Source organism: Pedobacter sp. HDW13 (genome assembly GCF_011303555.1).
Classification (GTDB): Bacteria; Bacteroidota; Bacteroidia; order Sphingobacteriales; family Sphingobacteriaceae; genus Pedobacter.
In genome coordinates this window covers 5,877,624-5,903,917 of sequence record NZ_CP049868.1, presented here as the reverse complement: position 1 = coordinate 5,903,917, position 26,294 = coordinate 5,877,624, and the positions used below count along the sequence as shown (strand labels likewise).

22 protein-coding genes, 1 other RNA gene and 1 pseudogene are annotated in these 26,294 nt (G+C 39.2%); 8 read left to right on the top strand and 16 right to left on the bottom strand.

Annotated features, from left to right (window positions below; genetic code table 11):
- The first annotated feature begins 8 nt into the window (after positions 1 to 8).
- The 6 genes from G7074_RS24520 to G7074_RS24495 all read left to right on the top strand — a co-directional run bounded on the left by G7074_RS24520 (position 9) and on the right by G7074_RS24495 (position 7,239).
- The gene (locus G7074_RS24520) at positions 9 to 1,592 is read left to right on the top strand and encodes a SusD/RagB family nutrient-binding outer membrane lipoprotein (RefSeq protein WP_124559944.1); all 1,584 of its coding nucleotides are present in this window, start codon (positions 9 to 11) and stop codon (positions 1,590 to 1,592) included.
- Positions 1,593 to 1,624: 32 nt separating this feature from the next.
- Positions 1,625 to 3,199 (top strand): DUF5689 domain-containing protein, encoded by a 1,575-nt coding sequence (locus G7074_RS24515; RefSeq protein WP_166211836.1) that lies wholly within the window; start codon positions 1,625 to 1,627, stop codon positions 3,197 to 3,199.
- 77 nt (positions 3,200 to 3,276) lie between these two features.
- Positions 3,277 to 4,686: a calcineurin-like phosphoesterase family protein gene (locus G7074_RS24510; RefSeq protein ID WP_124559945.1), complete on the top strand. Its 1,410-nt coding sequence runs from the start codon at positions 3,277 to 3,279 to the stop codon at positions 4,684 to 4,686.
- A 5-nt stretch (positions 4,687 to 4,691) separates the two neighbouring features.
- The gene (locus G7074_RS24505) at positions 4,692 to 5,591 is read left to right on the top strand and encodes a glycerophosphodiester phosphodiesterase family protein (protein ID WP_233603872.1); all 900 of its coding nucleotides are present in this window, start codon (positions 4,692 to 4,694) and stop codon (positions 5,589 to 5,591) included.
- A 21-nt stretch (positions 5,592 to 5,612) separates the two neighbouring features.
- Complete coding sequence (locus G7074_RS24500) at positions 5,613 to 6,515, top strand: glycerophosphodiester phosphodiesterase family protein (RefSeq protein ID WP_124559946.1); 903 nt, start codon at positions 5,613 to 5,615, stop codon at positions 6,513 to 6,515.
- A gap of 25 nt (positions 6,516 to 6,540) precedes the next feature.
- Positions 6,541 to 7,239: a GDSL-type esterase/lipase family protein gene (locus G7074_RS24495; RefSeq protein WP_124559947.1), complete on the top strand. Its 699-nt coding sequence runs from the start codon at positions 6,541 to 6,543 to the stop codon at positions 7,237 to 7,239.
- 308 nt (positions 7,240 to 7,547) lie between these two features.
- Here G7074_RS24495 and bioD read toward each other — a convergent pair whose 3' ends face one another.
- The 4 genes from bioD to G7074_RS24475 all read right to left on the bottom strand — a co-directional run bounded on the left by bioD (position 7,548) and on the right by G7074_RS24475 (position 10,666).
- Positions 7,548 to 8,171 (bottom strand): dethiobiotin synthase, encoded by a 624-nt coding sequence (bioD, locus tag G7074_RS24490; RefSeq protein ID WP_233603873.1) that lies wholly within the window; start codon positions 8,169 to 8,171, stop codon positions 7,548 to 7,550.
- Positions 8,149 to 9,279 carry a pyridoxal phosphate-dependent aminotransferase family protein gene (locus tag G7074_RS24485; RefSeq protein WP_166211833.1) on the bottom strand — a complete coding sequence of 377 codons (1,131 nt, stop codon included), beginning with the start codon at positions 9,277 to 9,279 and terminating at the stop codon, positions 8,149 to 8,151. The genes bioD and G7074_RS24485 overlap by 23 nt, the downstream gene beginning before the upstream one ends.
- A gap of 74 nt (positions 9,280 to 9,353) precedes the next feature.
- Positions 9,354 to 9,809, bottom strand: coding sequence for a hypothetical protein (locus G7074_RS24480; protein WP_166211830.1), 456 nt, complete (start codon positions 9,807 to 9,809; stop codon positions 9,354 to 9,356).
- Between the two features lie 80 nt (positions 9,810 to 9,889).
- Positions 9,890 to 10,666, bottom strand: coding sequence for a LexA family transcriptional regulator (locus G7074_RS24475; RefSeq protein ID WP_124559950.1), 777 nt, complete (start codon positions 10,664 to 10,666; stop codon positions 9,890 to 9,892).
- A 133-nt stretch (positions 10,667 to 10,799) separates the two neighbouring features.
- Here G7074_RS24475 and G7074_RS24470 point away from each other — a divergent pair, with 133 nt between their 5' ends.
- Positions 10,800 to 11,150: a GIY-YIG nuclease family protein gene (locus tag G7074_RS24470; RefSeq protein WP_124559951.1), complete on the top strand. Its 351-nt coding sequence runs from the start codon at positions 10,800 to 10,802 to the stop codon at positions 11,148 to 11,150.
- A gap of 75 nt (positions 11,151 to 11,225) precedes the next feature.
- On the opposite strand, the gene G7074_RS24465 is transcribed toward G7074_RS24470, so the two are convergent.
- Positions 11,226 to 14,378, bottom strand: a complete 3,153-nt coding sequence (locus tag G7074_RS24465; protein ID WP_124559952.1) for a basic secretory protein-like protein — start codon at positions 14,376 to 14,378, stop codon at positions 11,226 to 11,228.
- A 171-nt stretch (positions 14,379 to 14,549) separates the two neighbouring features.
- Positions 14,550 to 16,999, bottom strand: a pseudogene (locus tag G7074_RS24460) (transglycosylase domain-containing protein).
- Between the two features lie 143 nt (positions 17,000 to 17,142).
- Here G7074_RS24460 and G7074_RS24455 point away from each other — a divergent pair.
- A complete protein-coding gene (locus tag G7074_RS24455) occupies positions 17,143 to 18,021 on the top strand; it encodes a polyphosphate kinase 2 family protein (protein WP_166211827.1) in 879 nt (292 codons plus the stop codon).
- Positions 18,022 to 18,025: 4 nt separating this feature from the next.
- Here the strand turns inward: G7074_RS24455 and rnpB are convergent.
- The 10 genes from rnpB to G7074_RS24405 all read right to left on the bottom strand — a co-directional run bounded on the left by rnpB (position 18,026) and on the right by G7074_RS24405 (position 26,279).
- Positions 18,026 to 18,413: RNase P RNA component class A (rnpB, locus tag G7074_RS24450), an RNA gene on the bottom strand.
- Between the two features lie 138 nt (positions 18,414 to 18,551).
- Positions 18,552 to 18,974 carry a cytochrome c gene (locus G7074_RS24445; RefSeq protein ID WP_124559955.1) on the bottom strand — a complete coding sequence of 141 codons (423 nt, stop codon included), beginning with the start codon at positions 18,972 to 18,974 and terminating at the stop codon, positions 18,552 to 18,554.
- 114 nt (positions 18,975 to 19,088) lie between these two features.
- Positions 19,089 to 19,739: an SCO family protein gene (locus G7074_RS24440; protein WP_166211824.1), complete on the bottom strand. Its 651-nt coding sequence runs from the start codon at positions 19,737 to 19,739 to the stop codon at positions 19,089 to 19,091.
- Between the two features lie 99 nt (positions 19,740 to 19,838).
- Complete coding sequence (locus tag G7074_RS24435) at positions 19,839 to 20,093, bottom strand: YHS domain-containing protein (RefSeq protein WP_124559957.1); 255 nt, start codon at positions 20,091 to 20,093, stop codon at positions 19,839 to 19,841.
- A 110-nt stretch (positions 20,094 to 20,203) separates the two neighbouring features.
- Positions 20,204 to 20,635 carry a hypothetical protein gene (locus G7074_RS24430; RefSeq protein ID WP_124559958.1) on the bottom strand — a complete coding sequence of 144 codons (432 nt, stop codon included), beginning with the start codon at positions 20,633 to 20,635 and terminating at the stop codon, positions 20,204 to 20,206.
- 9 nt (positions 20,636 to 20,644) lie between these two features.
- The gene (locus G7074_RS24425; RefSeq protein ID WP_124559959.1) at positions 20,645 to 21,622 is read right to left on the bottom strand and encodes a transporter; all 978 of its coding nucleotides are present in this window, start codon (positions 21,620 to 21,622) and stop codon (positions 20,645 to 20,647) included.
- Positions 21,585 to 22,622, bottom strand: coding sequence for a cytochrome-c peroxidase (locus tag G7074_RS24420; RefSeq protein ID WP_233603874.1), 1,038 nt, complete (start codon positions 22,620 to 22,622; stop codon positions 21,585 to 21,587). The genes G7074_RS24425 and G7074_RS24420 overlap by 38 nt, the downstream gene beginning before the upstream one ends.
- On the bottom strand, positions 22,623 to 23,393 hold the full coding sequence (locus G7074_RS24415) for an MbnP family protein (RefSeq protein WP_166211821.1): 771 nt from the start codon (positions 23,391 to 23,393) through the stop codon (positions 22,623 to 22,625). It abuts the gene before it with no gap.
- A gap of 172 nt (positions 23,394 to 23,565) precedes the next feature.
- The gene (locus G7074_RS24410) at positions 23,566 to 23,937 is read right to left on the bottom strand and encodes a hypothetical protein (RefSeq protein ID WP_124559961.1); all 372 of its coding nucleotides are present in this window, start codon (positions 23,935 to 23,937) and stop codon (positions 23,566 to 23,568) included.
- Between the two features lie 605 nt (positions 23,938 to 24,542).
- Entirely contained in the window at positions 24,543 to 26,279 is a 1,737-nt protein-coding gene (locus G7074_RS24405; RefSeq protein ID WP_124559962.1) for a phospho-sugar mutase, read from the bottom strand.
- Positions 26,280 to 26,294: the final 15 nt, after the last annotated feature.

Sequence of the window (26,294 nt, the reverse complement as noted above, 5' to 3'; positions counted from 1 at the left end):
CTAATAATATGAAAAAGAGATTATATACATTTATCGGTATGGTAGCCATTAGTATGATGGTATTACCCGCTTGTAAAAAAGATTTCACCGAAATCAATACAGATCCAAACAATTCGCCAACAAGTACACCGGCACAATTGCTGGCACCCGCTTTAGTCAACACAGTAACGGCAAATATGGTTCGTAACCGTAACTTTAATAACGAATTAATGCAGGTTACCGTATCGCTAAGCGATGCAGATGCGCAAGTATTCCGGTACGAATACAGAAGAACCTACGCAGATTATTTATGGAATAACTGGTATGTTCAATTAACTAATTTTAAAGATATTTATACAAAAGCAGGCGAACCTTTAACCGCAAATAAATCGTATCAAGGTATTGCTTTAATCTGCCAGGCATGGATTTATTCAATGATAACCGATGCCTATGGTGATGCACCTTACTCTGAATCTAATCAGGCAAAAAACGGTATTACGGAACCGAAATTTGATACTCAAAAGGATATTTATCTCGATTTGTTTAAAAAACTGGAAGAAGCTAATACTTTATTGGCAACAGGTCCGGCTGTTTTAGCATCGAGTGATCCTGTTTATTCAGGAAACGTTTCTAAATGGAGAAAATTTGGTAATTCTTTGTATTTGAGAATGTTGTTGCGTTTGTCGGGTAAGGCAGAAGTGTCTTCGGATATGATTGCAAAGATTAAAGAGATGGTTGATACCAAAGCCTCTACATATCCTAAAATGACGAGTAACGACGATTCGGCAATTTTAAGATGGGTGGGAACAGGCCCTTATACCAATCCATATGTAACCAACGTACGTACGCAGGATTTTACCGCACCTTCAATTGGTTCATTCTTTATCGATCACTTAAGAGACTGGCAACATCCGTGTTTAGATATTACCAAATATGGTAAAGGCGGAGTAAACAGATGGGGAATAGCACAAGGTTCGAATGGTTTTGTTGGTGTACCTGGCGGTTACCTTCCAGGAGCAGGTATAGCAAAGCAAGCCTATTTTTATTCAAGTGCATCTACTGTAAGCAGTGCATTGGTTACAAATCTTCAGGTAGAGCCTTTAGATGGTATGATTATGACCTATGGAGAGTTAAACTTTATTCTGTCAGAAGCTGCATTAAAAGGCTTCATTACCACTGGAACAGCTGATAATTATTATAAAACAGGTATTTTAAGTACAATTACTACATGGTTGCCAATTTGGCCTAACCTAACGGCTACTACCACACCAACTACGCCAGCAACCATTACTGATGCTGCATTTTTAACCTATTTAACTGATGCAGATATCGTTTGGTCGCCAGCAGGTTCGGTTGATGATCATATGGAGCAAATCCATTTGCAAAAATACTACACGTTGTTTTTGGAAGATTTGCAACAATGGGTTGAATTCCGTCGTACGGGTCATCCGGTTTTACCAAAAGGAGCTGGTTTAAAAAATGGAGGTATTATGCCAGCCCGTTTAACCTATCCGGTTTACGTTCAATCAGCTAATCCTACAAACTATAAAAAAGCAGTAGAGGTTCAGGGAGCGGATGAGATTTATACACAAGTTTGGTGGCAAAAACCTTAATGTGTGTTTCTAACTATTTTAATTTAAATAACATGAAAAGAATTTTAAGCTATAGTTTTATTTTGTTTGCAGTGCTTGCATTTGCTGCTTGCAAAAAAACTAAATATCCGGCAGGAACGGTAGGTCCCTACATTCCAATGTTAGATTTGCGAAGTTTATACAAAGGAAGTGATCTTACCTTATCGGCCGATAATATGTTTGGTTCGACCAAAATTAGTGGAGTGGTAGTCTCTGATCATTCCGGAGGAAACATGCCTGCTGGTTATTTGGTGCTTCAAGATAAAAAGAGATTATCGAAATTACGCGGTATTACAGTTAATATAGGTGCTGATGCAGCAAAATATGTACCGGGCGATTCGATTGCAGTAGATATTAACGGCTGTATTTTAACACGCGAAAGCGGTGTGCTACAAGTTAAGAATGTAGTACCTGCCAATATTACTAAATTAGCCAGTGGAGTAACCATTGCACCTAACCGCGTACCGAGTAGTTATATTTTGGCCAATCCAGAAGCATATGAAAGTACTTTGGTTGCCATTGTAAAAGGAGGTTTTGATCCTGTGCCAGCACCAACGGATACTTTTTCGGGCGATAGATTGGTAAACGATGGTTTTGATAACATCACACTTCATACTGAGCCGACAGCAGCTTTTGCAAGTAAAACCTTGCCATTTTTAGCTAATTTTTACGGTATTATCTTTAATAAAGCAGGTGCTGACGGGAAGTTAATTCCTCAACATAGATTGCGTACCGCATCTGATGTAGTGGTTTTAAGTAGTACTGTTAGTATTCCGGCAATGATAATAAGTGGCTGGATTGCCGATCCAAAAGGTACAGATGCGAATAACGAGTATATCCAATTTTTGGCTACCCGCGATATCGACTTTTCGGTAACACCGTTTTCTGTGGTAACTACAAACAATGCAGGTGCATCTACACCCGCAATTAATCCAACAAATGGATGGGCTTTGGGCGATTTAAGAACCTATAAGTTTAACTTAACTTCAGGTAAAGCAGCAAAGGGAACCTATTTTTATGTTGGTGGAGCCAAGAAATTAATTAATTCGGCAGTTGCTGGTGTTAATTCTACCAGTATAGCTTCTTCAAACTGGATTAGATCATTTGATTATTCAACTATTGCAGGCGATGGATTTGGAACCAAAACCACCAATTTGCTGGCGAACAGTGGGAATGCTTACGGTGTAGCAGTATTCGAAGGAACAACGGTAACCGAAGCAAGTACGCCAATTGATGCTTTATTTGTAGGGTCAGGCGGTTTACTTTATTCTGCGGGTCCTCCGGCAATAGGCTATCGCATTGCGAACAACGATATTTACGATATTGTAAATCCGATAACCCTGGCAGCTCAGCCTTTCTACCGTCAAGGAACAAATACCATCAACTTTACGTATACAACACCTTCAGATGCAGGTTATTATTATAAGTTTGGCGGTGTGTACAGTGTAACTTTAGGTAAATGGGTTAAAGCCAGAACACAAACGAATATTTTGTTAACGCTAACATCAACTCTTGCCGAAATAGAAGGTGTTTTTCCAGCCCCAACTACTGATAATCCATTAGGTGTGCCGGCAACACAGATAAAATAAGAATAAAATGAATTTGTAACAAGGCTAAGGAGTAATTGCCCTTAGCCTTGTTTTTTGCAAAATTTTTAAATACGACAATGAACAGAAGGTCTTTTATACAAAAAGGTGGATTATTGGCTACAACTTTATTTGTGAGCTTAAAAAGCCATTCATTTTCTTTTTTAGCAGGCGATAAGAAAATTACAGGTAAAATTACCAGTAAAGGCAAAGGGGTTGCAAATGTTGTCGTATCTGATGGATACAATGTGGTACAAACTGATAAAAGCGGTGTGTACAATTTCGAAGTGCACGAACTTGCGCGCTTTATCTGGATTAGTACACCTGCAGGTTACGAATTTACAACCGATAGCTTTCTGGCTAAATATTATGAAAAACCAGGAGCCAAAGCTGAACTGAATTTCGAACTGAAAAAAATGAAGGTTGATGACAGCAGACACAATTTTATCGTTTGGGCCGATCCACAGGTAAAAAGCAAAAAAGATGTTGCTCAAATGATGGCAACTTCAGTACCTGATACCAAAAAGGCTATAAAAGCGATGGGTAATATCCCTGTGCACGGCATTACGGTAGGCGATATCGTTTGGGATAACCACGAACTGTTTGCTGATTATAACCAGGCCGTGGTTGAGATGGGTATTCCTTTTTTTCAGTGCCTTGGTAATCACGATATGGATTACCGTATGGGTGACGATGAAACTTCTGACCACACTTTTCAAGCGCATTACGGGCCGACCTACTATTCGTTTAACCGTGGTAAGGCACACTATGTAGTTTTAGATGATGTGCGTTATCTGGGTGTAGAGCGTACCTACGATGGTTTTATTTCACAAACCCAGTTAGATTGGCTGGCCAAAGATTTAATGTTTGTGCCTAAGGATGCCTTGTTAATTATCAATACGCATATTCCCATCCATAATTCGGTAAAGAATAACAGTGATTTTTATGCCTTACTTAAGGAATTTAAAAATGTACACATCATGTCTGGCCATACCCATTTTAATAAAAATGTAATTAAGGATGGTATTTTTGAGCATAACCACGGTACGGTTTGTGGCGGTTGGTGGACGGGCCCGATTTGTGGAGACGGAACACCACGTGGATACGGTATCTACGAGGTAAGTGGCACAGATTTAAAGTGGTATTATAAATCAACGGAACAGGATCGCAAAGTACAGGTAAGCATTGATGTAGAAACCTTAACCAACCAGAAAAGATTGATTGCAAACGTTTGGAATTACGATCCCGAATGGAAGGTTGAATACTTTTTGGATGGGAAACCAATGGGAGCATTAGTACAGCAGGATGGCTTTGACCCCTTGGCAGTTAAATTGTATCAGGGAGATAAACTACCTAACCCACGTCCGTTTGTAGAGCCAATTGCAACAGATCATTTATTTATGGCGCATTTCGGCCCTGAGGTTAAAAACGTGAAAGTGGTGGCTACTGATCGTTTTGGTGAGAAATTTGAAGCTGAATTTAAAGGATAGAATCAATGAAAATCTTCGTATCGCTATCTGGTTTGGTTTTGGTGGGGGCGCTATCGGTTTGGCAAATTAAAATGCCTGACCAATTGGGCCAATATCCTGCGTTTAGTGCAGAGGCGCATCGGGGTGGCAGGGGATTAATGCCCGAAAATACCATTCCGGCTATGCTCTTTACGTTAAAGAACTACTCGGTAACTACCTTGGAAATGGATACCCACATTACCAAAGATGGCGAAGTGGTGGTAACACACGACGATTATTTGAGCCCGGCTTTTATACTGTTGCCCAACGGCAATGAAATACCGAAAGCAGATGCAAAGAAATACGCGGTTTATCAACTCAATTACGATAACCTTAAAAGCTTTATTGTGGGAGCAAAACCTTATGCCGCATTTCCACAACAGCAGCAGGTTAAAAGTTATATTCCACGATTGGGCGATTTGATCGATTCTGTTCAGCACTGTATAAAGAGCAACCACAAAAAACAATGTTTTTACGATATTGAAATTAAATCGACCGTAAAAGGAGATGATGTGCTACACCCAAAACCCGAAAAATTCGCCGAGTTGGTGTTGGCGGTGATTAAAAGAAAAGGGATATTGAATTATACCATTATCCAGTCTTTTGATAAGCGGGCATTACAGTTTATCCATCAAAAATACCCTGAGGTAAGGCTAAACTATTTGGTTAACAACAATAAAAGTTACGAAGAGCATATTGAAGAACTGGGTTTTAAGCCCTTTATCATCGGGTCATCTTACAAAGATTTTAATCCCGAAATAATTGGTAAGGCACATGCAGATGGGGTAAAAGTTTTAACGGCTACGGTTAATACCAAAGTTGAAATAGAACGGTTAAAAGCTTTAAAAATAGATGGAATAATGACCGATTATCCGAACCTTTTTTGAAATAGAAATAACAATATAACTATGAAATTAAATGTATCAGCCGTATTTATTGCGGTATCTTTATTCGGAGGCAGCGTGTTTGCCCAAAAAACAGCAGAGTTCCCTAAATTCAGTGCAGAAGCACATCGTGGTGGTCGTGGTTTAATGCCTGAAAATACCATTGCTGCCATGCTTAATGCAATGAAGATAGAAGGGATAACTACTTTGGAAATGGATACCCACATTTCTAAAGATGGCAAGGTAGTAGTTACGCACGATGATTATTTAAGTCCTGCATTTATGCTTACTCCCGAAGGAAAAGAAATTCCGGAATCGGACGTACGTAAATACCAGATTTTTGGAATGAATTACGATGAAATTAAGAAATTCGACATTGGGAGCAAATATTATGCGCTTTTTCCACAACAGAAAAAGGAAAAAACACAGCTGCCTTTGCTAGGCGATTTAATTGATGCGGTTCAACGCGATATTAAAGCCAATAAACGTAGACAGTTTTTTTACAACATCGAAACCAAATGCAGCGAAAAGGGTGATGGCGTAACCAATCCCGATCCCGAAACTTTTGTTAAACTTTTAATGGAAGTAATTAACAATAAGAAAATTACTCCATTTGTGGTTATCCAATCGTTTGATAAGCGAACAATTCAGTTGATTCATCAAAAGTACCCGGCCGTTAAAACTTCTTTCCTTGTGGCCAATAAAAAAACTTATGAAGAAAATATTGCCGATTTAGGCTTTAAGCCATTTATTTTAAGTCCGGTGTGGCAAATGGTTACCGAAGAGTTGGTAACAAAGGCGCATGCCGATGGAGTTAAAATTATTCCGTGGACAGCCAATACCCTGGCCGATGTTCAGAAGTTGAAAGCCTTGAATGTAGATGGTATTATTTCTGATTATCCAGATATTTTAGTGCAGGCAAAGTAGTATTTTAGGCTTTTATAAAAATTAAATGAAAACATTTTTAAACAGGTTACTGGTTTTTACTTTTGCGCTCATACTGTTAAATTTTAAGCCGGTACAGGCCCAGGTAGTAAAATGGGATAGCACTTATCGTCCGGGTAAATATGTAGAGCTGGTTGCAAAATTTAAAGCTGATCCGAAATCGAAAAAGGATTTTGTTTTTCTGGGCAACAGCATTACCGCTGGTACCGATTGGGCTAAATTATTAGATCTGCCACAGGCTAAAAACAGGGGTATTTCAGGCGATATTACCTTTGGGGTACTGGAACGTTTGCAGGATGTAATTGATGGCAAACCTGCTAAAGTTTTCATCCTGATTGGTATTAACGATATTTCGCGGAATATTCCGGATAGTGTGATTTTAAGGAATTATAAAAGCATCATCAGCAGAATAAGAAAGGGATCGAAGAAAACCCACATCTATTTCAACACCCTTTTACCTGTAAACAGTTCTTTCGAAAAATTTAGAAATCATTATGGTAAAGACGAGCATATTTTGTGGCTGAATGATCAGATCAGGCAATTTGCGGCAAAAAACGTAACCGTTATCGATCTCTATCCGAACTTTACCGATCAGGATAAACATTTAAGAGCCGAGCTCACTAAAGATGGCTTGCACCTTATTCCTGCAGGCTATCAGGTATGGGCAGATTTTCTTAAAAAGAGTGGTTATTTAACTGAACGTTAATTGGGAGGATGCCCCATAGCACAATTTATTTTCAAGATTGTCACGTTGAGGGTTAATTTATTGGATAAAAATCAATATTAGCGACTGCCGCTTCGGATTCGTCATTTCGAGCGAAGTGCAGCGTAGCCGAGAAATCTGTCTTTATAGATTTCTCCGTTTCGCTACCGGTGAAAAACCCGTTGCTTCGGTCGAAATGACGATTCTTCTTTTGGGGCTGTCAATGGTAGCCTGTCGAAATGCTTCAAAATAGCTTATTGAAGTCCTTCGATAGGCTCAGAATGACAATAGATATTAGTTTTTTTAAGTTCTTAAAGTGAAATATATTCGCCAGCTAATACGATTTGCTCCCGATCAATCTGGCTTAATTGTGGTACATAGCCCAGCTTTTTTGCCTGACTATACTGCAGAATGTATCTTTCAGTTTCCGCATTCTCATCACCGTTAAAAATGATTCCTTTAACCGGAATATGATATTGTTTGAGCAGATCGAGCGATAGTAAAGTGTGGTTAATGCTGCCCAGGTAGTTTTGCGAAACCAGTATTACTTCAACGTCTAGTTTTTTGATTAAATCGATAATCAGTTCGGTTTCGTTTAACGGAACCATTAAACCACCAGCGCCTTCAATAATCAGGTTATTTGCTGTTACGGGTATGTTAATCTGATTAAGGTCAATTTCAATTCCATCCAGTTTGGCCGATAAATGCGGCGACAAGGGCTGAGTTAAACGGTAGCTTTCAGAATGGATGACAGTTTTAGTATTTGAAATTAAGCTGCCAATGGTTAGGCTGTCGCTGGTATCAAGATCGCCCGATTGGATTGGTTTCCAGTAATCGGCCTTGAGTTTTTCGGTTACTATTGCACTAATCAGTGTTTTGCCAATGCCGGTGCCAATGCCGGTAATAAAATATTTAGCCATTAAGTTGAAATTCATTTAGGTGATTAACCAGCGAGGTAATTTCCTCATCAGTATTAAAAGTATGGAGGCAAATGCGTAGTCGCTCTTTGCCCAACGCAACAGTTGGACTTAAAATAGCCCTTACATCAAAGCCTGCTTGTTGTAAGGTTGTTGCTGCTTGTTTAGCCTGCTCGTTCGAAGAAAATAAAATGCCCTGTATAGCGCTTTCACTGTTTAAGGCCTGTATGTTTTTTTCTTTAAGTAACTTTCTAAAAAGCGCAATCTTTTGATGAATGATAGTGTGATCTGTTTTACCCAATAACTGGTAGGCTGCTTTTACAGTAACGATATTATGAATGGGCGCTGCGGTGGTGTAAATAAACGACCGCGCAAAATTAATAAGGTAATGGCGCAGGTTTGGGCTACCCAGGACTATTGCCCCATGAGCGCCTATGGCTTTGCCAAAAGTAACTACATTTGCAAATACCTGATCGGTAAGATTGAGTTGTTGTACCAGGCCTTTACCCATTTCGCCAAAAATACCAGTAGCGTGCGCTTCATCGACAATTAAATTAGCCTCGTATTGCGCACAAAGTTCAGCCATACTGGTTAAAGGAGCAGTATCGCCATCCATCGAATAAACACTTTCTACTACCACAAAGATGTTTCCTTGCGCCATTTTGAGTTTCGCTTCGAGCACATTTATATCGTTATGCGTAAATTTATAACGTGTAGCATGGCTTAAACGGCAACCATCTATAATACTGGCATGAACCAGTTCATCAGTAATAATGGTATCGCCACGCTGTGGAATGCTTGATAAGAGCCCAACATTAGCATCGTATCCCGAATTGAAGATTAAGCCACTTACTGCACCGTGAAAATTTGCAATGAAATGCTCGGTTTCTTCTATATAAGCAGTGTTGCCACTCAATAAGCGCGAACCTCCAGAGCCATTTTTATAATTAGGTATCTGCCTGCTTAGATCAGAAACAAGTTGCTGTAATTCGATTGATCTCGCAAAACCCAAATAATCATTAGAACAAAAATCAACAGGAGGGAGGTTGGTAGACAGGTTTCTGATCGAAAGGTTATCCTTCCGTTCTTGGAGTTTGCTGTTAAGGAACTGCTCTATTTTACGCATTGGTCAAAAGTAAAAAAAGCGTTCCGAATAACCGGAACGCTTTTAAAAATATAATTAATTACGTTTTACTCAATTTATCCCTGCGAAGGTGGATTAGAAACCACGGGCTCTTTGTCTTTTTTACCTCTACCGCCCAATCCTTTTCTCATTTTACCTGCTTTTTCTTTGGCTTCTGCACGGAAAGCATCCATTTTGGTTTTTTGATCGGCAGTTAAAACGGCATCTATTTTGGCTTTTTGCGCATCCATAGCTGCTTTACGATCTTTTATTTTACCTTTCATATCGCCCTGGTCTGCATTTCTCCAGGTATCCATGGTTTTTGCATTTTCCAGTTGGATCGCATAAATTTTCGACTTCTGATCGGCTGTTAAGCTTAGCTCTTTTTCCATTTTAGCGGTAACTCTTTCAGCACGCTGTTCAGCTGTCATTTTAGGCATTTGTCTTCTTGCCCTTTTTGTAGTGTCTTGTTGAGCAAATGCAGCTGTTAAGCCCATTACTGCAATTGCTATGGTTAAAATTGCTCTTTTCATGTTTAATTTTTTTATGTGTTTGTTAAACTGATAGATGTAAAAAAATGTAAACGGTTTAATCGGAGCTTGTTAAAAAAATGTTAATTTTTATTCAACTGCGAAATTGATTTCTGCATTTGGGCCATCATTTGGGTCAGGGTTTCCATTGTTGGGTCTGGTGCAGGCTCTGGTAAAGAAGTAGAAATATAGGCTTTTGCCTTCCAGATTTCTAAAATATCTTCAGCAGCAATGGTGTAAGCATCGTAAACCTTATTATCTGAAATTAATTTCAGGTCTTTGTTTTCTTTAAAACGGTTACCAGCTCTTTTATATACTACACCTTCATTTTTACTAATAATGACATAGGTTTCGCCAGTTTTTACTTCGTTCCAGTTATCGAGGTATTCGCCAATAATTACACTGCCCGGTTGAACAGGTAACATGCTATCGCCCATAATTTCGAATGCGCGGAAAGTACCTTGCCTTAAAGCAGGCAGAGGAAGCTGGAATTTTGGCAGGTCGCTTATATATTGTGGATCTGAAAAACCATTCAGGTAACCAGCGCTGGCTTTAACCGGCACAAGCTCGATGTTTTCCCGATCGTTTTGATCTACTGAAATACTCAGTACCCGTAGGTTCGATCCCTGGCTTTTTGGCTTTGGTTTCCAGCTGTCCGAAATTTTTTCATTGATGAATTCATCAATGGTTAAGTCAAAATATTCTGCTATTTTTTTTAGTAATTCATATTTAGGCTCAGCACGGTCTTCCTCGTAGGCGCCGATTAAAGATCTTTTAATTTCCATAATATCAGCGAAATTTTGCTGTGTATGGCCTTTTTTCTTCCTGAGGTACTTTAAATTATTTGAAATATTTGACATAAAAATAAATTTTAAAATAAATTTGGAATTACTAAAATAGTTAGTAATTTTATGCTCATAAAGTTAGTAATATTATTTTTAATTGCAAGAAGATATACTAAATAGTTTAGTTTTAATTTTTAAACATAAGATCATGAAAAAGTTTGTTTATATCGTTACCGACAGAAATCGCACCAGCATGCATGTAGGCATGAGTTCTGATTTGATTAAGACATTAGATTTCTACAAACAGATGCCAAACTTATTCTTTGATAATGGAATGCAATTAACCCGTTTAGTTTATTTTGAAGAGTTTAAATCAGAAGCCCAGGCTTTGGTTCGTTTTAAAGCAATTAGTAGGTTTACCCGCATGCAAAAAGAACGTTTAGTGCGATCATGTAATCCAGATTGGATTGATTTAACCATTGGACTGGATTTCGAAAATATCCTTTTACACCGAAACATAACCAACCAGGTTAAGTTATCATTCAATAGCCTATCTTAATAAAAACATATCCTACAAAAAAAGCGATCAGTAACCCGATCGCTTTTTTTATAACTAGTGCTTTTTAATTAATGATTACCAGCCCGGTGCAAAGGTTAAGCCAAACACACCGGCTTTAACATCTTTACGCTGAAAAGGAATGGCATAATAAGGCTCCAATACAAAATAGCCAAAAACATTTACCCGTAGCGATACACCAACACTTAAAGCCGGTACACGTTCGTTTGTGGTTTGGTAAGAACCAATAACCTTACCGTTATCATCTTTTACAGGAACATCTGTATAAGTTGGTTCACTTTTGAAAACTACTTTAGTATCGTTAGTCCAGGCTACACCTGCATCAAAGAAAAGGTTTAAATCAGAGAATAGAAATTTAGAAGGAACCGCTGCCAGTTTTTTCGGTCCGGTAAAAGGCAGGCGTATCTCAAAGTTAACTACAGCGATTTTACTACCACTTAACTGGTTAATATCAAAAGATTCTGACGCTCTTGCAGATGTTGTTTTATAGATCGAGTTAGATTCATAACCCCTGATGAGGTATGGATAGCCCAGGTACATTGGATAAAGCTTATCTGCATCTTTACCGATTCTTAAAGTGTTATAGCTTCTTACTGCAAAAGTAACCGGTTTAGCTCTCCAGTATTTGCGCAAATCGGCCGTTACGCCAGCAAAATTATAGGTTCCAAGGTATTTTTCTCCACTTACTCGGTACCTAAAGCCATCAAGCGGTGCTGTTAAACCGAAAATAGAATTATCACCGATAAAGCCAGCATTTAGCTGATATAAAGTGAAAGAATTAAATGGAATCCCATAATCCAGGGAAGCCTGATCATTTGAAATTTTGCTTCTGTCAGATCCAAGATAAAAACCACCAGGATTATAGTAGTTGCTATAACGATCTATGCGATAACTATAATGTGAAAAGGCGCCACCCAACTCAAAACGGTGTATTTTACTAAAAGGATAGGCTCCAAAAATCTGAACCTGATCTTCAAAAGTCCTGATGATATCGGTACGGTAATTAATGGCATCTGTAGAAGAATTATTGTTTGCAGGTAGTTTTTCAAACCCGTATGAGCTAAAACCCGAAACGTAAGGGATGTGTGATATTGCAACTCCCCAGTTAATTCTGCTTTTTTGATTGATATAGCCAACCAGGCCACCAAAATCGTAAATTTCTCCGTTAACCGAAAGGTTTGCGATAATCTGGTTTGTTCCTAATATATCGCTAAACATACCTACAATACCGCCAGAAATACCTGTTCCGAAGCGGCTTGTTGATACACCAACTCCACTATTTGCCAGATAATCTAACCTGAACTTTGGTTTGTATGGAACTACTTTCATCGAATCGGCTACCGTTTTTTCGAAACGGTCGAAATTGTTCAGGTTCGAATTGATGATGTTAACGCCAATATTTTCCATTGGCGGCAGAATAGCGGCATCGAAATTTTCTTCCTGATTGCCAATACGTTTGGCTTTAAAACTGCTTAATTTAGCATTATAAAGGGTGTAACGTTGGTAACGATAGTAACTGTAAACAATATCATCGGTTGCAGATACTGAAATGGCAGGCGAAAATTCGGTGATACCACTGATACCGGTGAAGTAATCAGTTAACTGATCTACGGTATTATCTGCAAAGTTGTATTTGTATAAATTCCTGAAACCATCTCTGTTGGATAGGAAATAAATGTTTTGGCTGTTAGCAGAGAATTGCGCATTAAGGTTATTTGCACCTGGGAATACATCCAGGTTGGTTACCGTTTTTGCTGAGATATCGTAAACTGCTAAATTAATTGGAAGTACAGCATTTACAGTATTGGCCTGAATGGCTGCGCGATCAGACGAAAATACCAGTTTTTTACCGTCAGGAGAGTAGCTCGGTGCATAATCAGAATACACATCGTCGGTAATTTGGGTTACAACTTTCGTATCCAGGTTGTAAGAGAAGATGTCACTCTGACCTTCAACCATACCTGAGAATGCTACATCTTTTCCGTTAGGCGACCAGGTTAAATTGCCAAATTGCTGCACTTTTCCCATTGCCGTTTGCGATACAGTAGAACCAGTTGCTACATCAATAACCATCATTTGGTTTTTTCCATGGCTGAAAATACTGAAGGCAAACTGTTTACTATCTGGCGACCATGCCCCGGCTGATTCTATAAAGTTGAAATCATCAATGTGGCCATTAGAAATCTGACTGCTAAGTTTTCTGATAATTCTTCCGGTTTTGGCATCGGCAAGGAACAAATCGATACCAAAGAGGTCTTTTTCTGACATAAACGCCAGGTATTTGCCATCAGGGCTAAGGGCAGGGGCAACGTTCATGTTACCGGCATTTTTGTTATCGATAATTTTAGTTCCCGTAATTTTAATCTGCGAACTATCTGCTTTTAGCATGGGTTTGTAATGCGCATCGATCGAGTTTTTCCAAAGGCCGGATAAGGTTTTATCATCGTAACCAAAGGTATATTTGATGGCATTTTCGTAACCATATTTTGCCGTATTCTTAAATAACGGAACAATAGTCGTATCGCCATATTGAGAACCAATATAAGTCCAGAATGCCTGTCCATAGCGATATGGAAAATACTTATTAGAATTTGTTAAATCTTTTAGCGAAGGGATATCGCGGTTTAACATCGCATCGCGCATCCACATCGAGGTAAAGGCATCTTTTTTCCCGATAGAAAGATATTCGGCCATCCCTTCAACCATCCAAAGTGGTGTTTGACCTACATTTTCCAGGCTAATCGAGTCTTTTTCCAGTAAAAGGTGATATTGAAAAGCGTGAACCAGCTCGTGACCTAAAACGTGTCTGGTTTGGCTATTCAGCTCCATAACCGGCATAATAACGCGGTTTTTTAAGGCCTCAGTAACCCCGCCGGTACCAATTCCGATTTCGCCGTTCAGCGCAGTAGTTTGTTGAAAGTCAGGGTGGTTATTGTATAAGATAATCGGGTTCTTCTTTAAAAAAGTATCTCTGAAAATCTCCTGGTGCATTTTATACCAGGTTTCGGCATCCTGCGAAAAGCGTTTTAGCAGCTTAGGGTTTTTAATGTAGTAGTAGATTTCGAAGTGGGGTGTTTGTAGGACCTCAAAATCGAGTTTTTTATACCTTACCTTATTTTGGCCAAAATATTGGGCTTTTACAGAGAGTGAAAGAATAAGCAGGAGCGATAAAGTAACATATCGCTTTAATAAAGTAGAGCCTATTTTCATATGTGTAGTTTTAGTATCGATGTTCAATAATTTACGAAAATGAAATGGTATGAGATTTGGAAAATAAAAATAGCAATTGTTTAAAATACTATAGAAATTTTAACATTTTTTTAAGGTTTTCGGCTAACCCAAAATATTGGGTTAGCCGAAAGTTTATTGCAGGAAAATCCTTTAATTGTTGTTATTCTCGTTTTTTTTCTTCTCCCGTTCTTCCTGGCGTTGTTTCCTTCTCAGTTCGCGTTCCTCTTTTTTGGTTAGGGGCACAGTTGCTGCAGGTGGGGTTTGAACTGGTTCTGGTTTCTTTTCTTCCTTTTTAACTTCAGGTTCAACCACTACTGGGGTAGCTGTTTCCGGAGTTTCTGGTACTATAAATTCAGTCGAGTCAACCATTACGCTATCGGTTGAAGTGGTATCTCTAACAATTTGCGGGCTAGGGCAGTTGTAGGTACGGGTAATATCAACTGTAGCCTTCGGGAAAGGACCATATGTGTAGCCAGTACTAGGATCGAGGTAAATTTTTTCCATAAATTTGGCAAAAATAGGTAATGCAGTTCTCGAACCTTCTCCTTGTTCGCCATTTTTAAAGTGTGCAGTTCTTTCGTCGCAACCCACCCAAACACCTGTTACCAAATCTTTGGTTAAGCCCATATACCAGGCATCTACATAATCAGATGAAGTTCCTGTTTTACCGCCAATCTGATTGTTTTTTCTGAATAAGTTTGGCCATTCCCACAGTGCCTGAGAAGTTCCTCCGGGTTCTTCCATACCACCACGGAACATGTAGGTCATTAACCAGGCAATTTCTTCTGTTAAAACCCTTTTGGTTTTAGGCTTAAATTCGTCAATTACATTATTATCCTGATCGGTAATTTTCTCAACTAATATCGGATCGGTTTTAATGCCTTTGTTCATGAAAGTGGCATAAGCCTTCACCATTTCATAAACAGTAACATCGTTTGAACCCAAACTTACCGATGGAACAGATTCTAAATGGCTATCAATACCGCATTCGTGTGCATATTTTACTACATTATCCCAGCCTACTTTTTCGGTAACCTGTGCAGTAATAGTATTTACTGATCTGGCCATGGCCCATCTTAAGCTCATTTCGCGGTATGTGATGCTGTAATCGGCATTTTTAGGCTCCCAGTATTTGGTTTGGCCTTTATCCTGGTAAGCAATTTTAACCGGTTTATCGGTAAACTTATCGCAAGGACTCATGCCTTGTTCTAAAGCTGTAAGGTAAGCGAAAGGTTTAAAAGTAGAGCCCGCCTGACGTTTAGACTGGTTAACGTGATCGTATTTGAAAAATTTGTGGTCAATTCCGCCCACCCAAACCTTAATTTTTCCGCTGGCAGGTTCCATGGTCATCATACCCGTGTTCATGATCTTTCCATAATAACGGATCGAATCTAAAGTAGAAAAGAGTGTATCTCGATCGCCTTTATAGGTAAAAATCTGCATCCTTTTCTTTTTATTAAAATAGGCCAGGACAGAATCTGGATTATTAGGGAATTTCTTTTGCAACGCTGCATAAATCGGCAGGTTTTTCATGGCCCTATCCGGATAATCTACTTTTTGCTTCTCCGAATCGTACCAGGGATCTTCGTTACCCCATACGTTGTAAAACCTGCGTTGCAAAATTCGCATCTGGTCGGCAACGGCTTCTTCAGCGTATTTTTGAAGTTTAGAATCGATGGTGGTGTAAATCTTTAAACCATCTTCATATAAATCGTAACCGTTATCGGTACACCATTTTTCGAGGTATTTAGCCACAGCTGCCCTTAAATAAGAATCGCCATCACTGCCATCCTGCATTTTACCTTCTTTCAGTTTAATAGGCTCTTTTGATAGCTGGGCTAAGCTGTCTTTGCTCAGATATTTATATTTGTTCATCTGGGCAAGCACCACATTTCTTCTTTCAAGTGCCTTTGCGGGGTTTTTGGTTGGGTTGTACAGGGTAGTTCCTTTGAGCATCCCTACCAGCATGGCTGCATCGGTTGTGCTTAGGTCTTTGGCTTCTTTATCAAAATAAATCCTGCTGGCTGTTTTAATACCATAAGTGTTGTTACCAAAGGAAACCGTATTGAGGTACATCGTAATGATGTCGTTTTTTGAATAGTTAGATTCGAGCTTTACTGCTGTCATCCATTCTTTTAATTTTACAATTAAAGTGCGCACCAAGGGTATTTTTACCAATAAGCCCTGCGATTTGTTGTAGCGGGTACGATAGAGGTTTTTGGCCAGTTGTTGTGTAATGGTACTGGCACCACCATCTTTACCCAAACCAACCACTGCACGGCCTACAGCCTGTACATCAATTCCCCAATGTTTGTAAAAACGTACATCTTCTGTAGCCACCAATGATTGTATTACACTTGGGGCAATTTCTTCGTAATTTACGGGGTTCTGTTCTCTTTAAAGTAGCGGCCAATTAGTTTACCATCGGCAGTGTAAAGCTCTGAACCAACACGGAGGGTTGGCGCTTTGATGTCGCGTACACTGGGAGAATAGCCAAATAGCCACAAAAAATTAAGTTGAAGCGCAGAAAAGAAAATTATTACAAAAAATAGAACAATGGAAAAATAACGTAAGTACTTGTTTTTTATCTCTTTAAACATATTGGTTAAGATGATCTTGTAGTAAATGCTAAGGCGCTAAATATAAAAAAACTCTGTATGCAAATTAACGTATTTAATTTACTTATTTTTTAGTTCTATATTTAAATTATTGATGCACCTGTTTATTTAAAATATGTATTGGTATGAAAAACGAATTTAAGGGATTAATTGTACAAGGGGACAAGAAATTTTCATTAAAAAACCATAAAACCGACTTTACTGGGGGTTATAATAAGGAAAAAGCAAAAGATGCGTTGGTAAATTCCAAGATAGAGCTCGATCATTTACAAGAGAAACTGTATGCCTCGGGAAAACATTCGGTTCTGATTATTTTTCAGGCGATGGATGCTGCAGGAAAAGATAGCGCAATAGAACATGTTATGAGCGGACTGAATCCGCAGGGATGCCAGGTGTATAGCTTTAAAGTACCTACATCTGAAGAGTACCAGCACGATTTTTTGTGGCGACATTATAAAGCCTTACCAGAGCGTGGGCGTATTGGGATACATAACCGTTCGCATTACGAAAATGTGCTGGTATGTAAAGTACATCCCGAATATGTATTGAGTGAAAATATTCCGGGGATAACTGAGGTGAAAAAGATCAATAAAGACTTTTGGAACCAGCGTTATCAAAGCATCCGGAATTTTGAGCAACATTTAACCGCAAATGGTACTGTAATTCTTAAATTTTTTTTAAATGTAAGCAGGGATGAACAGAAACAGCGCTTTTTGGATAGGATAGAAGACCCGACCAAGAACTGGAAATTTTCTTCCGGCGATATTAAGGAAAGGGCTTTGTGGGATAAATACATGGAAGCCTATCAGGATGCGATTAATGAAACAAGTACAGCCCAATCGCCGTGGCACATTATTCCAGCAGATAAAAAGTGGTTTGCCCGTTTAGCTATTAGCGAAATTATTGAAGATAGATTGAAAAATCTGGATTTAAAGTTTCCGGTACTGAGCGATGAAGAGGCCTTAAAACTGGGTGAAACGAAAGCAGCTTTATTAGCGGAATAAAATAAAAAAATGCAGGTCTATAAGCCGGGTTCTGTTTCTCGATTGCTCAAGACTTCTATCATTTATCCACTATAAACGTTGCCGTTTATCTCTAACGACCTACCCACTAACATCGGACGGGCAGCCCTACATGCGTTAGCCTATTTGGTCTTTCAACTCCCGGGGTTTACAATCCACTGCAGTCGCCTGCAACGCTCGTGCGCTCTTACCGCACGTTTTCACCCTTATTCCGATGCCGCAAGCGGATTCGGAACGGTATATTTTCTGTTGCACTATTCCGTAATTCAGGTTTTCAATCCTGAACCCCTTTCCGTTAGAAAGCGGGATGCCCTGCGTTGCCCGGACTTTCCTCTCTCCCGATAAATCGGGACAGCGATAGAACAACCTGCATTTTGCGCAAAGATGTGTTTTTTTAAGCAGAAAGGTGCTAAGAATGCAAAATTTTAATAGAGATGCTCGTTATGCAGAATTTATTTTATCATCTCAATAAATCTAAAAAAATAAGGTTGGGAGCTAGCTTTAGCATAACTTTACTTACAATTCTGCAATTGCTTCGAAACTTCCGGGTAGGGTACAAAACCTTGCTTATTACCAAAAGAATTGGTGATGTAAACCATTACTTGCGCTACATCAATATCGGCCAGTTCAGGGAAGGCAGGCATTTTTTCTTTGTACTCCTTGCCGTGAATAACTAAAGTTTCGTTAGCACCGTTTTTAATAAAACAAGCCAGACGCGCTTTATTTGTTTTTAAGAAAACCGAATCGGTTAAAGGTGGTGCAAGTTCGCCTAAGCCTTCACCATTTTCGCCATGACAATTTTGACACCTGCTCTTGTAAATGTCTTTTCCGTTCGACATGTAATTTTGCAGATCGATGGTTTCCTGATTCTGGCAGGAAACGATAACAGCAATAACTGAAAGCAAAAAAATAGAGTTGATGATGTACTTGCGCATGGATGTTTTGTTGTGATGATCGTCATTTCGAGTGGAATGAAATAGAGCCGAGGAATCTATAAGGATAGATTTCTCCGTTACGCTTCGCTTCAGTCGAAATGACGATTTAGATTATTATTTTTTGTATTCTGCCAGTAAAACCGGAATGTCCTTTTTTAGTTGCTCCACCTGGTCTTCCTTGGTTCCATCGTAAGCGCCCCGGATCCGGCGATCTTTGTCGATTAAAACCAGATAGCCCTGATGGATATAGCCGTCTTTTGCAGTGCTATCTTCACCAACAGCAACTAAATAATTCTTTTCGGCCAGCGTGTAAACACTGTCTTTGCTGCCATAAAGAAATTGCCATTTTGGGCCATCAACCCCTAGTTTTTTAGCGTACTTTTTTAATGCGGATGGTTTATCGTATTTAAAATCGATGGTATGCGAAACGAACATCACATCCGGATTGCTTTTAAAATCGTTATAAACCGTCATTAAGTTGCGGTGCATGGTAGGGCAGATGGTGGTGCAAGAGGTGAAGAAGAAATCGGCAACATAAATTTTTCCATCCGTTGCTTTATTGGTGGTTAAAACACTGTCCTGGTTTAAAAAAGCCCAGTTGGGAATGGTTTGGTAAACTGTATCAATTTTTTCTACTCCGGCAGCATCTTTAACTATCTCTGCATGGCGTTCGCCATAGAATGGAAGTTTTTTTTCTTGTTTGCAAGCGGTAAATATAGAAACGAACAACAGGCTGGCTGCTGCATAAGAAATGATTTTATTCATGTTTTGAATTTAAAAAATGTAAATATACGATCCTTAGTTTGCTTGATATATCGTCTTGCTGAATTTATTTCAGCATCTCTTTAAGGTGATACCCTGGATTTACTTCTTCACATACTTCGCTGGTTCGGCTATAAACTTCTGTTTGCAGCTTTCGGAACAAAAAAAGTAGGTTTCTTTATTGTAAACGGTAGTTTTCGCCGATGCTGCTTTTATTTTCATTTTGCAAACCAGGTCTGTTACTACTTTTTTAGCAGAATCAACCACTGCCTCTTTTTGCTTCGTGATAATCGGATTCGCATTTACAGCGAATGAGCCTAATCCCATCAGGATTATTAAAATGCTTAATTTTTTCATATCTATTTTTTATAAAGTCCGGGGCGGAAGTAAGAAGACTGAAGTGAAGATGCATATACTCGCTTACCAGCATGCATCATATCTTCCGACTTCCGTCTCCCGACCTCTGACTACTTAATATTATAAACTTTTAAAACCGAATCTGATTGGCGGGTAACTTTAATATAGCCATCTTCCACCTCACGGATTTTGATCATTTGTGATTTGTAATAATCCAGGTCATCTTGCGCGGTTTTACCTTTAAAATCATCTTTGAAATAATGCATCCAATCCATCATTTTTTCGTCGGATGCATTTAAGCGAACAATTAAATCCCTTACATTTTGTTTTAAAATTGCAGAATCTGGTGATTTTTTAAATTTATCGGAAAGCAAGAGGGTATCGAGCTTCATTTTGTTTTTTACAACTTTCTCCCCGTCAATCATTAACTTATCGTGGATGTTTAAAACCTCTTTACGCACGGCTTCGGCATTGGGTTCCGTTTTGCAGGCAGTGAAAAAGATCGTTAAGGCACCCATTACAAACGTTATTTGTTTTTTCATTTTTATGGATTAAAAATTATAAGTAAGTCCAACGTAAGCCTTGCCGGCACTCATCGGGTGGTCGGTTTCGGCTTCCCAGATATTTTTCTGAACCCCGATATTTAATGCAACGTTTTTATAAAAGATATCTGCACCTATACCGCCCATTAAATTGTTCATTACGTGTTCACCAGTTTTTTGTCCTTTGTATTTTTCGCCGGCCGAATACTCGTAAAAGAACTGTGCCGAAGGCATAACCTGCCAATCTTTGCCAATGCTTTGTTTATAGAAAATGTTAAGGAAACTAGTTGTACTGTTGGCAATTCCCTCATCGCGACTGTTGGTGCCATTTACCTTGTAAGATGTATTTAAACTTGCGCCAAATTTACCCAGGCCAACGAGGTAGTTCAGGTAAATAAAACCATCGGTACTGCCGGTTCCGGCCTGCATAAGCGAAGAATAACGGATACCGGCTGAATTTTTGAAATCATTTTTTCCGGTAGGCAATTTAATTCCGGCACCTGCAATAAGCTGTTGTTTAAAGTTGGCATCAAGCTTTTGCACCAGATGATAACCAGCATATACGTTGATGTCGCCTACACCACCAATGGTTGAGGTATAGCCATTATAACGCTCGCTATTAGAGACATAAGGCAAAATAGCATTCACTTCTAATCTGTTGCCAATAAAATATTTACCTCTCACTTCCAGCGAGCGGTATAATTCGTAGTCGTTCGGATTACCTGCATGGCCGGTAATTGGTGAATCCTGGCTACGGGCCGGAATAAAGAATTTTCCACCGTTTGGAAACAGCGAATGTGATTGCCCTTCGTAACCGTTAAATGAGCGGTAGCGGTATAGCAGGCTAATGCTATTGCGGTTGTAATAGGGGGTAATGCCCATAAAACAGCCACAAATATCGCATGCAAAAGCCTTACTGCCTAACAGCAGGAAAGCTAGAATGAATAATTTACGATTCGCTAAATAGTGTATTTTTGATAAACTCATGATCTGTTAATGTTTTTAAAAATGCTTTAATCTGCTCTTTTTCTGAGCTATTTAACCGGATGCCGTTTTTTAAGGAAGCATCCAGGTTTTCGGCTGCTTTTACGCCAGAATCGTAGTGGTTTAGTACTTCATCAAGACTGTAAAAACGGCCATCGTGCATGTAAGGGCTGGTATATTCGATATTACGTAGCGTAGGCACACGGAATTTGCCAAAGTCAGTCTTTACGCTGCTAATATGCGACCGGCCCTCATCAGCGCTCACCAAATCTAAACCGTTGCTGCGATAAGACAAATCGGTGAAAAAAGGTTCGGCATGACAAGAACTGCACTTTTCTTTAAAAAGCGTATAACCAGCCTGCTCGGTCGCCGTAAAAGCAGCGCCACCTTCTTTGCGCATTACCTGATCGTATTTTGAATTGGCCGAAACCAGCATGGCGGTAAACTGGGTAATGGATTTCAGTATCAGTTGCGAATTGATCTCAGTTGAACCAAATGCCTGTTTAAACATATCGGGATATGGCGCGGTGGCTTTTAAAAAAGCAACGATGGTTTGGATATCTGTACCCATTTCGCAGGCATCGGTGATGGCATTTAACGGCGAAGTTTCGATGTTTTTTACACCACCATCCCAGAAGAACGCTTTTTGCCAGGCCAGATTAACCAGAGGCGGCGTATTGCGCTTGCCCTGACAATTGTTTACGCCATGACTTACTTTATGATCGAGTTGCGTAAAAGCCGCAAATTGCTGGTGACAGCTCCCGCACGAAACACTTTTATCTGCCGATAAGCGGGCATCATAAAATAGTTTCTTGCCCAATGCAAAACCAGCATTGGTTAGCTTGTTATCTTCGAAATTGTATGCCGGAGCAGGGAAATTTGAAGGAACGCTGAAAGCAATTTTAGTTTCTTGCGGAATTGCCTCATCCTCGTTCTTACTGCAGGCATACATCAACGCAATGCTTAAAACAAGCATTGCGAAGACGGTTGTTTTCCTCAGCATTTAATTGTGGATATGATCTAAACGGAATAATCCACTGGCATAATTATTTGCCACAATTACCGAATTTGGCCCACCCATTGTAAAGTTCAATGCAGCAAAACTAACATCGGTTTTACCGGTAAACAAAGCTGCAGCATTTACAATAAAGTGCATTTTGGGTTTACTGTCTGTTCTAACGCGAAGTGGATTGGCTGCATTAATTTCGGTAGCAAATGTTCTGATGGTGTTGTTTGGGTCAACTACACCGCCAATATGAAAGGTAAGTGCATTGTTTGCCGCTATAGATTGTGGAGATGTACCTTCCAGTTTCACAAAGATATAACCACTGTTCCAGGTCCAGAACATGCCATTTATTGGATCTAAAGCACCCGTTTGGGCTCCTGCAAAATTACGGGCATAATCTACACCAATGGTATATTCGATTTTGGTATAATCGCCGGTTGGTACATCTTTTAAGGTAATGTTTGTAGATTCTGCTTTTGAAGCATCGATTAAAAAGTAGCTTTCCGGAATAAGATAGCTGCTGCCATCGGCTTTGCTTAATTTAATATTGCTAACGTAGTATTTAAATACATTGATTTTAAAATCTTCGCCCTTAGCATTTTTGTAAGTTGCAGTATTTAAAACTAAAGTACTTCCGTTTACCTGGTTGTCGAACTCGATAGTGAAATTTGATTTAGTTTCTGTAGCGGTTTCATTGTTGTCTTTTTTGCAGGAAGTTAAAAGTAGGGCAGGGCACAATAATGTCAATAAGTATGTTGTTAATTTCATTTTAAGAAAATTGGATAAGTAAAAAAATGTTACTGTCATTCTGAATGCAATGAAGAATCTCTGGAATAATTGGCAGAAATTAATATTACATGGAATAACAGATTTGGCCGTTCTTAATGAGATGCTTCGTTGCGCTCAGCATGACAAACAAAAACCGCGAATTAAAAAATACTTAAACCGTTTTCGGTGGATGAAAAATAGAAATAGAAAGGTCTTTAACTGGTTTTTCCAGATAACCACTTTCTGATTTTATGATAAAGAATGGGATAGTATGGTTAAGTACAACAAGCTTAAAGCCTGGTTCGGCCTCAACAACCCGTTTCAGGTTTTCTTGTGCCTGCTTGTTCTTACCATCTAAATCTTTTAATTTTTTAGCCAGGAAACACTGACCATCGCAATGTAGCTCAGGGTGAGCATTGTTAATACAAAATACACTCGTAATATATTCTTTATTCATTTGGTAACCCGAGTACACAATTAACTGCATGTAGCAATTGGAAATTGTACAGATTACTAAAAGATATATCAGAATTCTTTTGAACATGGGTATTGAGCTGCAAAAGTATTAAAGAAATTGGTTGCAGCAAAGAAAAAACAGATTGAATTATTCAGTCGCAGATGAACATATGTTTTTTCTACCACGGATTCACAGAGCACACAGAAAATCTCGTGTCATTTTATCTTTATTTCTCAGTGTTAATCGGTGCATCTGTGGCTAACCAGTCGCAGATGCATATATGTTTTTTTTGCCACGGATCCACAGAGTACACAGAAAATCTCGTGTCATTTTATCATTATTTCTCAGTGTTAATCGGTGCATCTGTGGCTAACCAGTAGCAGATTTACATGTGTTTTTCTGCCACGGATTCACAGAGCACACAGAAAATTTCCCTTTCATTTTATCGCTATTCCTCCGCATTAATCGGTGCATCTTTGGCTAACCAGTCGCAGATGTGCATTTGTTTTTTTGCCACGGATTCACAGAGCACACAGAAAATTCTCCTGTCATTTTATCGTTATTTCTCAGTGATAATCTGTACATCTGTGGCCAAACATTAATACGGCTTAAACAAAAAACACAGATGAAAAACTATTCATCTGTGTTTATCGCCGCCTGAAAGGCTAGCACTTTATCTAAATTAATTTTTTTTATGCCTGCAAATCAGTCATTACCGCTTTAATTTTATCGCCCAAAGCCGTATTTACTTTTTCGAAATCTTTTCTATCGGCTAAAGGTGCGTTTACACTGCAGTAGAACTTAATTTTTGGTTCGGTACCACTCGGACGGGCAGAAACAATGCTTCCATCGGCAGTAATAAACTGTAAAACATCAGAGGTTGGGTAATCCAGTTTGGTCACCTTACCAGTAGCTAAATCCGTTTCCTGACTTAATTCGTAATCTTTAAGTACCGAAACTTTAGAACCACCAAGGCTGGCAGGAGGGTTCTCTCTGAATTTAACCATCATGGCTTTAATTTCTTCAGCACCGGTTTTTCCTTTTTTGGTTAAGGATACCAGGTCTTCTTTATAAAGGTCGTACTCTACATACATATCTAACAAAGCATTGTATAGGCTGGCACCTTTATCTTTATAATAAGCGGTCATTTCGGCAATAAACGCTGCAGAAACTACCGCATCTTTGTCGCGTACCAAATCGCCAATCAGGTAACCATAGCTTTCTTCGCCACCGCCAATAAAGTATTTTTTACCTTCCAGTTCAGTCATTAACTGGCCGATATATTTAAAGCCGGTTAAAGTATTGTAGTAGGTTACGTTTTTCTTTTTGGCAATTTCCTCAATCAGGTTAGAGGTAACAATTGTTTTCACGATAAATTGATTGCCATCCAGTTTTCCGCTTTCCTGCCAGGCAGATAATAAATAGTTAATTAATAAACAACCGGTTTGGTTACCGTTTAATAATACCCACTCGTCATTATTGTCTTTCACGGCAATACCCACGCGGTCGGCATCAGGGTCGGTAGCTAAAACCAAATCGGCATCGATTTCTTTCGCCTTGTTCATGGCCAAAGTAAGGGCTTCTTTTTCCTCAGGGTTTGGATAAACAACCGTAGGGAAATTTCCATCCGGTTTGCTTTGTTCTTCAACCACCGTTACATTGGTAAAACCAAATTGCTCAAGTGCTTTCGGTACCAGGGTAATACCGGTTCCGTGGATAGGAGAGAACACAATTTTTAAATCGTGCTGTCTTTTAATGGCTGCTGGCGAGATCGACAAGGCAGTAATACCATCCAGATACAGTTTATCTACATTTTCACCAATTAATTCGATGTTTGCATCTACGCGGTCAAATTTAACCTCATCAATGCTTTTGATTTTATTTACCTCATCAATTACTAGCTTATCATCAGGAGAAGTAAACTGGCCACCATCAGCACCATAAGCTTTGTAGCCATTATACTCTTTCGGATTGTGCGATGCGGTTAACATCACACCGCTTTTGCAGCCGAAATGACGCACTGCGAAAGACAATTCGGGAGTTGGCCTTAATGCAGAGAAGAAATAAACGTGAATGCCATTTGCTGAGAAAACATCGGCAGTAATTTTAGCAAAATAGTCAGAATTGTTGCGGCTATCGTGCGCAATGGAAACTTTAATTTTTTCGTTAGGGTATTTATTGTTTAAATAGTTGGCCAAGCCCTGTGTAGCTGTACCAATGGTATATTTGTTAATGCGGTTTGAACCAGCCCCCATAATACCTCGTAAACCACCGGTACCAAACTCTAAACTTTTATAAAAGGCATCTGTTAATTCGGTAGTTGCATCTTTATCAACAAGAGCCTGAATTTCGGCCTTGGTATTCTCATCATAATTTCCACTTAACCACTGATTAATTGTGGCTTGCGTTGATTGATCAATTGCTTGCATTGAGCTGTTTTTTAA

What these genes read in the sequence shown, in the direction of transcription:
- G7074_RS24520 (WP_124559944.1), top strand. Translation starts at nt 9, where the DNA reads ATGAAAAAGAGATTATATACATTTATCGGTATGGTAGCCATTAGTATG.
- G7074_RS24515 (WP_166211836.1), top strand. Translation starts at nt 1,625, where the DNA reads ATGAAAAGAATTTTAAGCTATAGTTTTATTTTGTTTGCAGTGCTTGCA.
- G7074_RS24510 (WP_124559945.1), top strand. Translation starts at nt 3,277, where the DNA reads ATGAACAGAAGGTCTTTTATACAAAAAGGTGGATTATTGGCTACAACT.
- G7074_RS24505 (WP_233603872.1), top strand. Translation starts at nt 4,692, where the DNA reads ATGAAAATCTTCGTATCGCTATCTGGTTTGGTTTTGGTGGGGGCGCTA.
- G7074_RS24500 (WP_124559946.1), top strand. Translation starts at nt 5,613, where the DNA reads ATGAAATTAAATGTATCAGCCGTATTTATTGCGGTATCTTTATTCGGA.
- G7074_RS24495 (WP_124559947.1), top strand. Translation starts at nt 6,541, where the DNA reads ATGAAAACATTTTTAAACAGGTTACTGGTTTTTACTTTTGCGCTCATA.
- bioD (WP_233603873.1), bottom strand. Translation starts at nt 8,171, where the DNA reads ATGAATTTCAACTTAATGGCTAAATATTTTATTACCGGCATTGGCACC.
- G7074_RS24485 (WP_166211833.1), bottom strand. Translation starts at nt 9,279, where the DNA reads ATGCGTAAAATAGAGCAGTTCCTTAACAGCAAACTCCAAGAACGGAAG.
- G7074_RS24480 (WP_166211830.1), bottom strand. Translation starts at nt 9,809, where the DNA reads ATGAAAAGAGCAATTTTAACCATAGCAATTGCAGTAATGGGCTTAACA.
- G7074_RS24475 (WP_124559950.1), bottom strand. Translation starts at nt 10,666, where the DNA reads ATGTCAAATATTTCAAATAATTTAAAGTACCTCAGGAAGAAAAAAGGC.
- G7074_RS24470 (WP_124559951.1), top strand. Translation starts at nt 10,800, where the DNA reads ATGAAAAAGTTTGTTTATATCGTTACCGACAGAAATCGCACCAGCATG.
- G7074_RS24465 (WP_124559952.1), bottom strand. Translation starts at nt 14,378, where the DNA reads ATGAAAATAGGCTCTACTTTATTAAAGCGATATGTTACTTTATCGCTC.
- G7074_RS24455 (WP_166211827.1), top strand. Translation starts at nt 17,143, where the DNA reads ATGAAAAACGAATTTAAGGGATTAATTGTACAAGGGGACAAGAAATTT.
- G7074_RS24445 (WP_124559955.1), bottom strand. Translation starts at nt 18,974, where the DNA reads ATGCGCAAGTACATCATCAACTCTATTTTTTTGCTTTCAGTTATTGCT.
- G7074_RS24440 (WP_166211824.1), bottom strand. Translation starts at nt 19,739, where the DNA reads ATGAATAAAATCATTTCTTATGCAGCAGCCAGCCTGTTGTTCGTTTCT.
- G7074_RS24435 (WP_124559957.1), bottom strand. Translation starts at nt 20,093, where the DNA reads ATGAAAAAATTAAGCATTTTAATAATCCTGATGGGATTAGGCTCATTC.
- G7074_RS24430 (WP_124559958.1), bottom strand. Translation starts at nt 20,635, where the DNA reads ATGAAAAAACAAATAACGTTTGTAATGGGTGCCTTAACGATCTTTTTC.
- G7074_RS24425 (WP_124559959.1), bottom strand. Translation starts at nt 21,622, where the DNA reads ATGAGTTTATCAAAAATACACTATTTAGCGAATCGTAAATTATTCATT.
- G7074_RS24420 (WP_233603874.1), bottom strand. Translation starts at nt 22,622, where the DNA reads ATGCTGAGGAAAACAACCGTCTTCGCAATGCTTGTTTTAAGCATTGCG.
- G7074_RS24415 (WP_166211821.1), bottom strand. Translation starts at nt 23,393, where the DNA reads ATGAAATTAACAACATACTTATTGACATTATTGTGCCCTGCCCTACTT.
- G7074_RS24410 (WP_124559961.1), bottom strand. Translation starts at nt 23,937, where the DNA reads ATGTTCAAAAGAATTCTGATATATCTTTTAGTAATCTGTACAATTTCC.
- G7074_RS24405 (WP_124559962.1), bottom strand. Translation starts at nt 26,279, where the DNA reads ATGCAAGCAATTGATCAATCAACGCAAGCCACAATTAATCAGTGGTTA.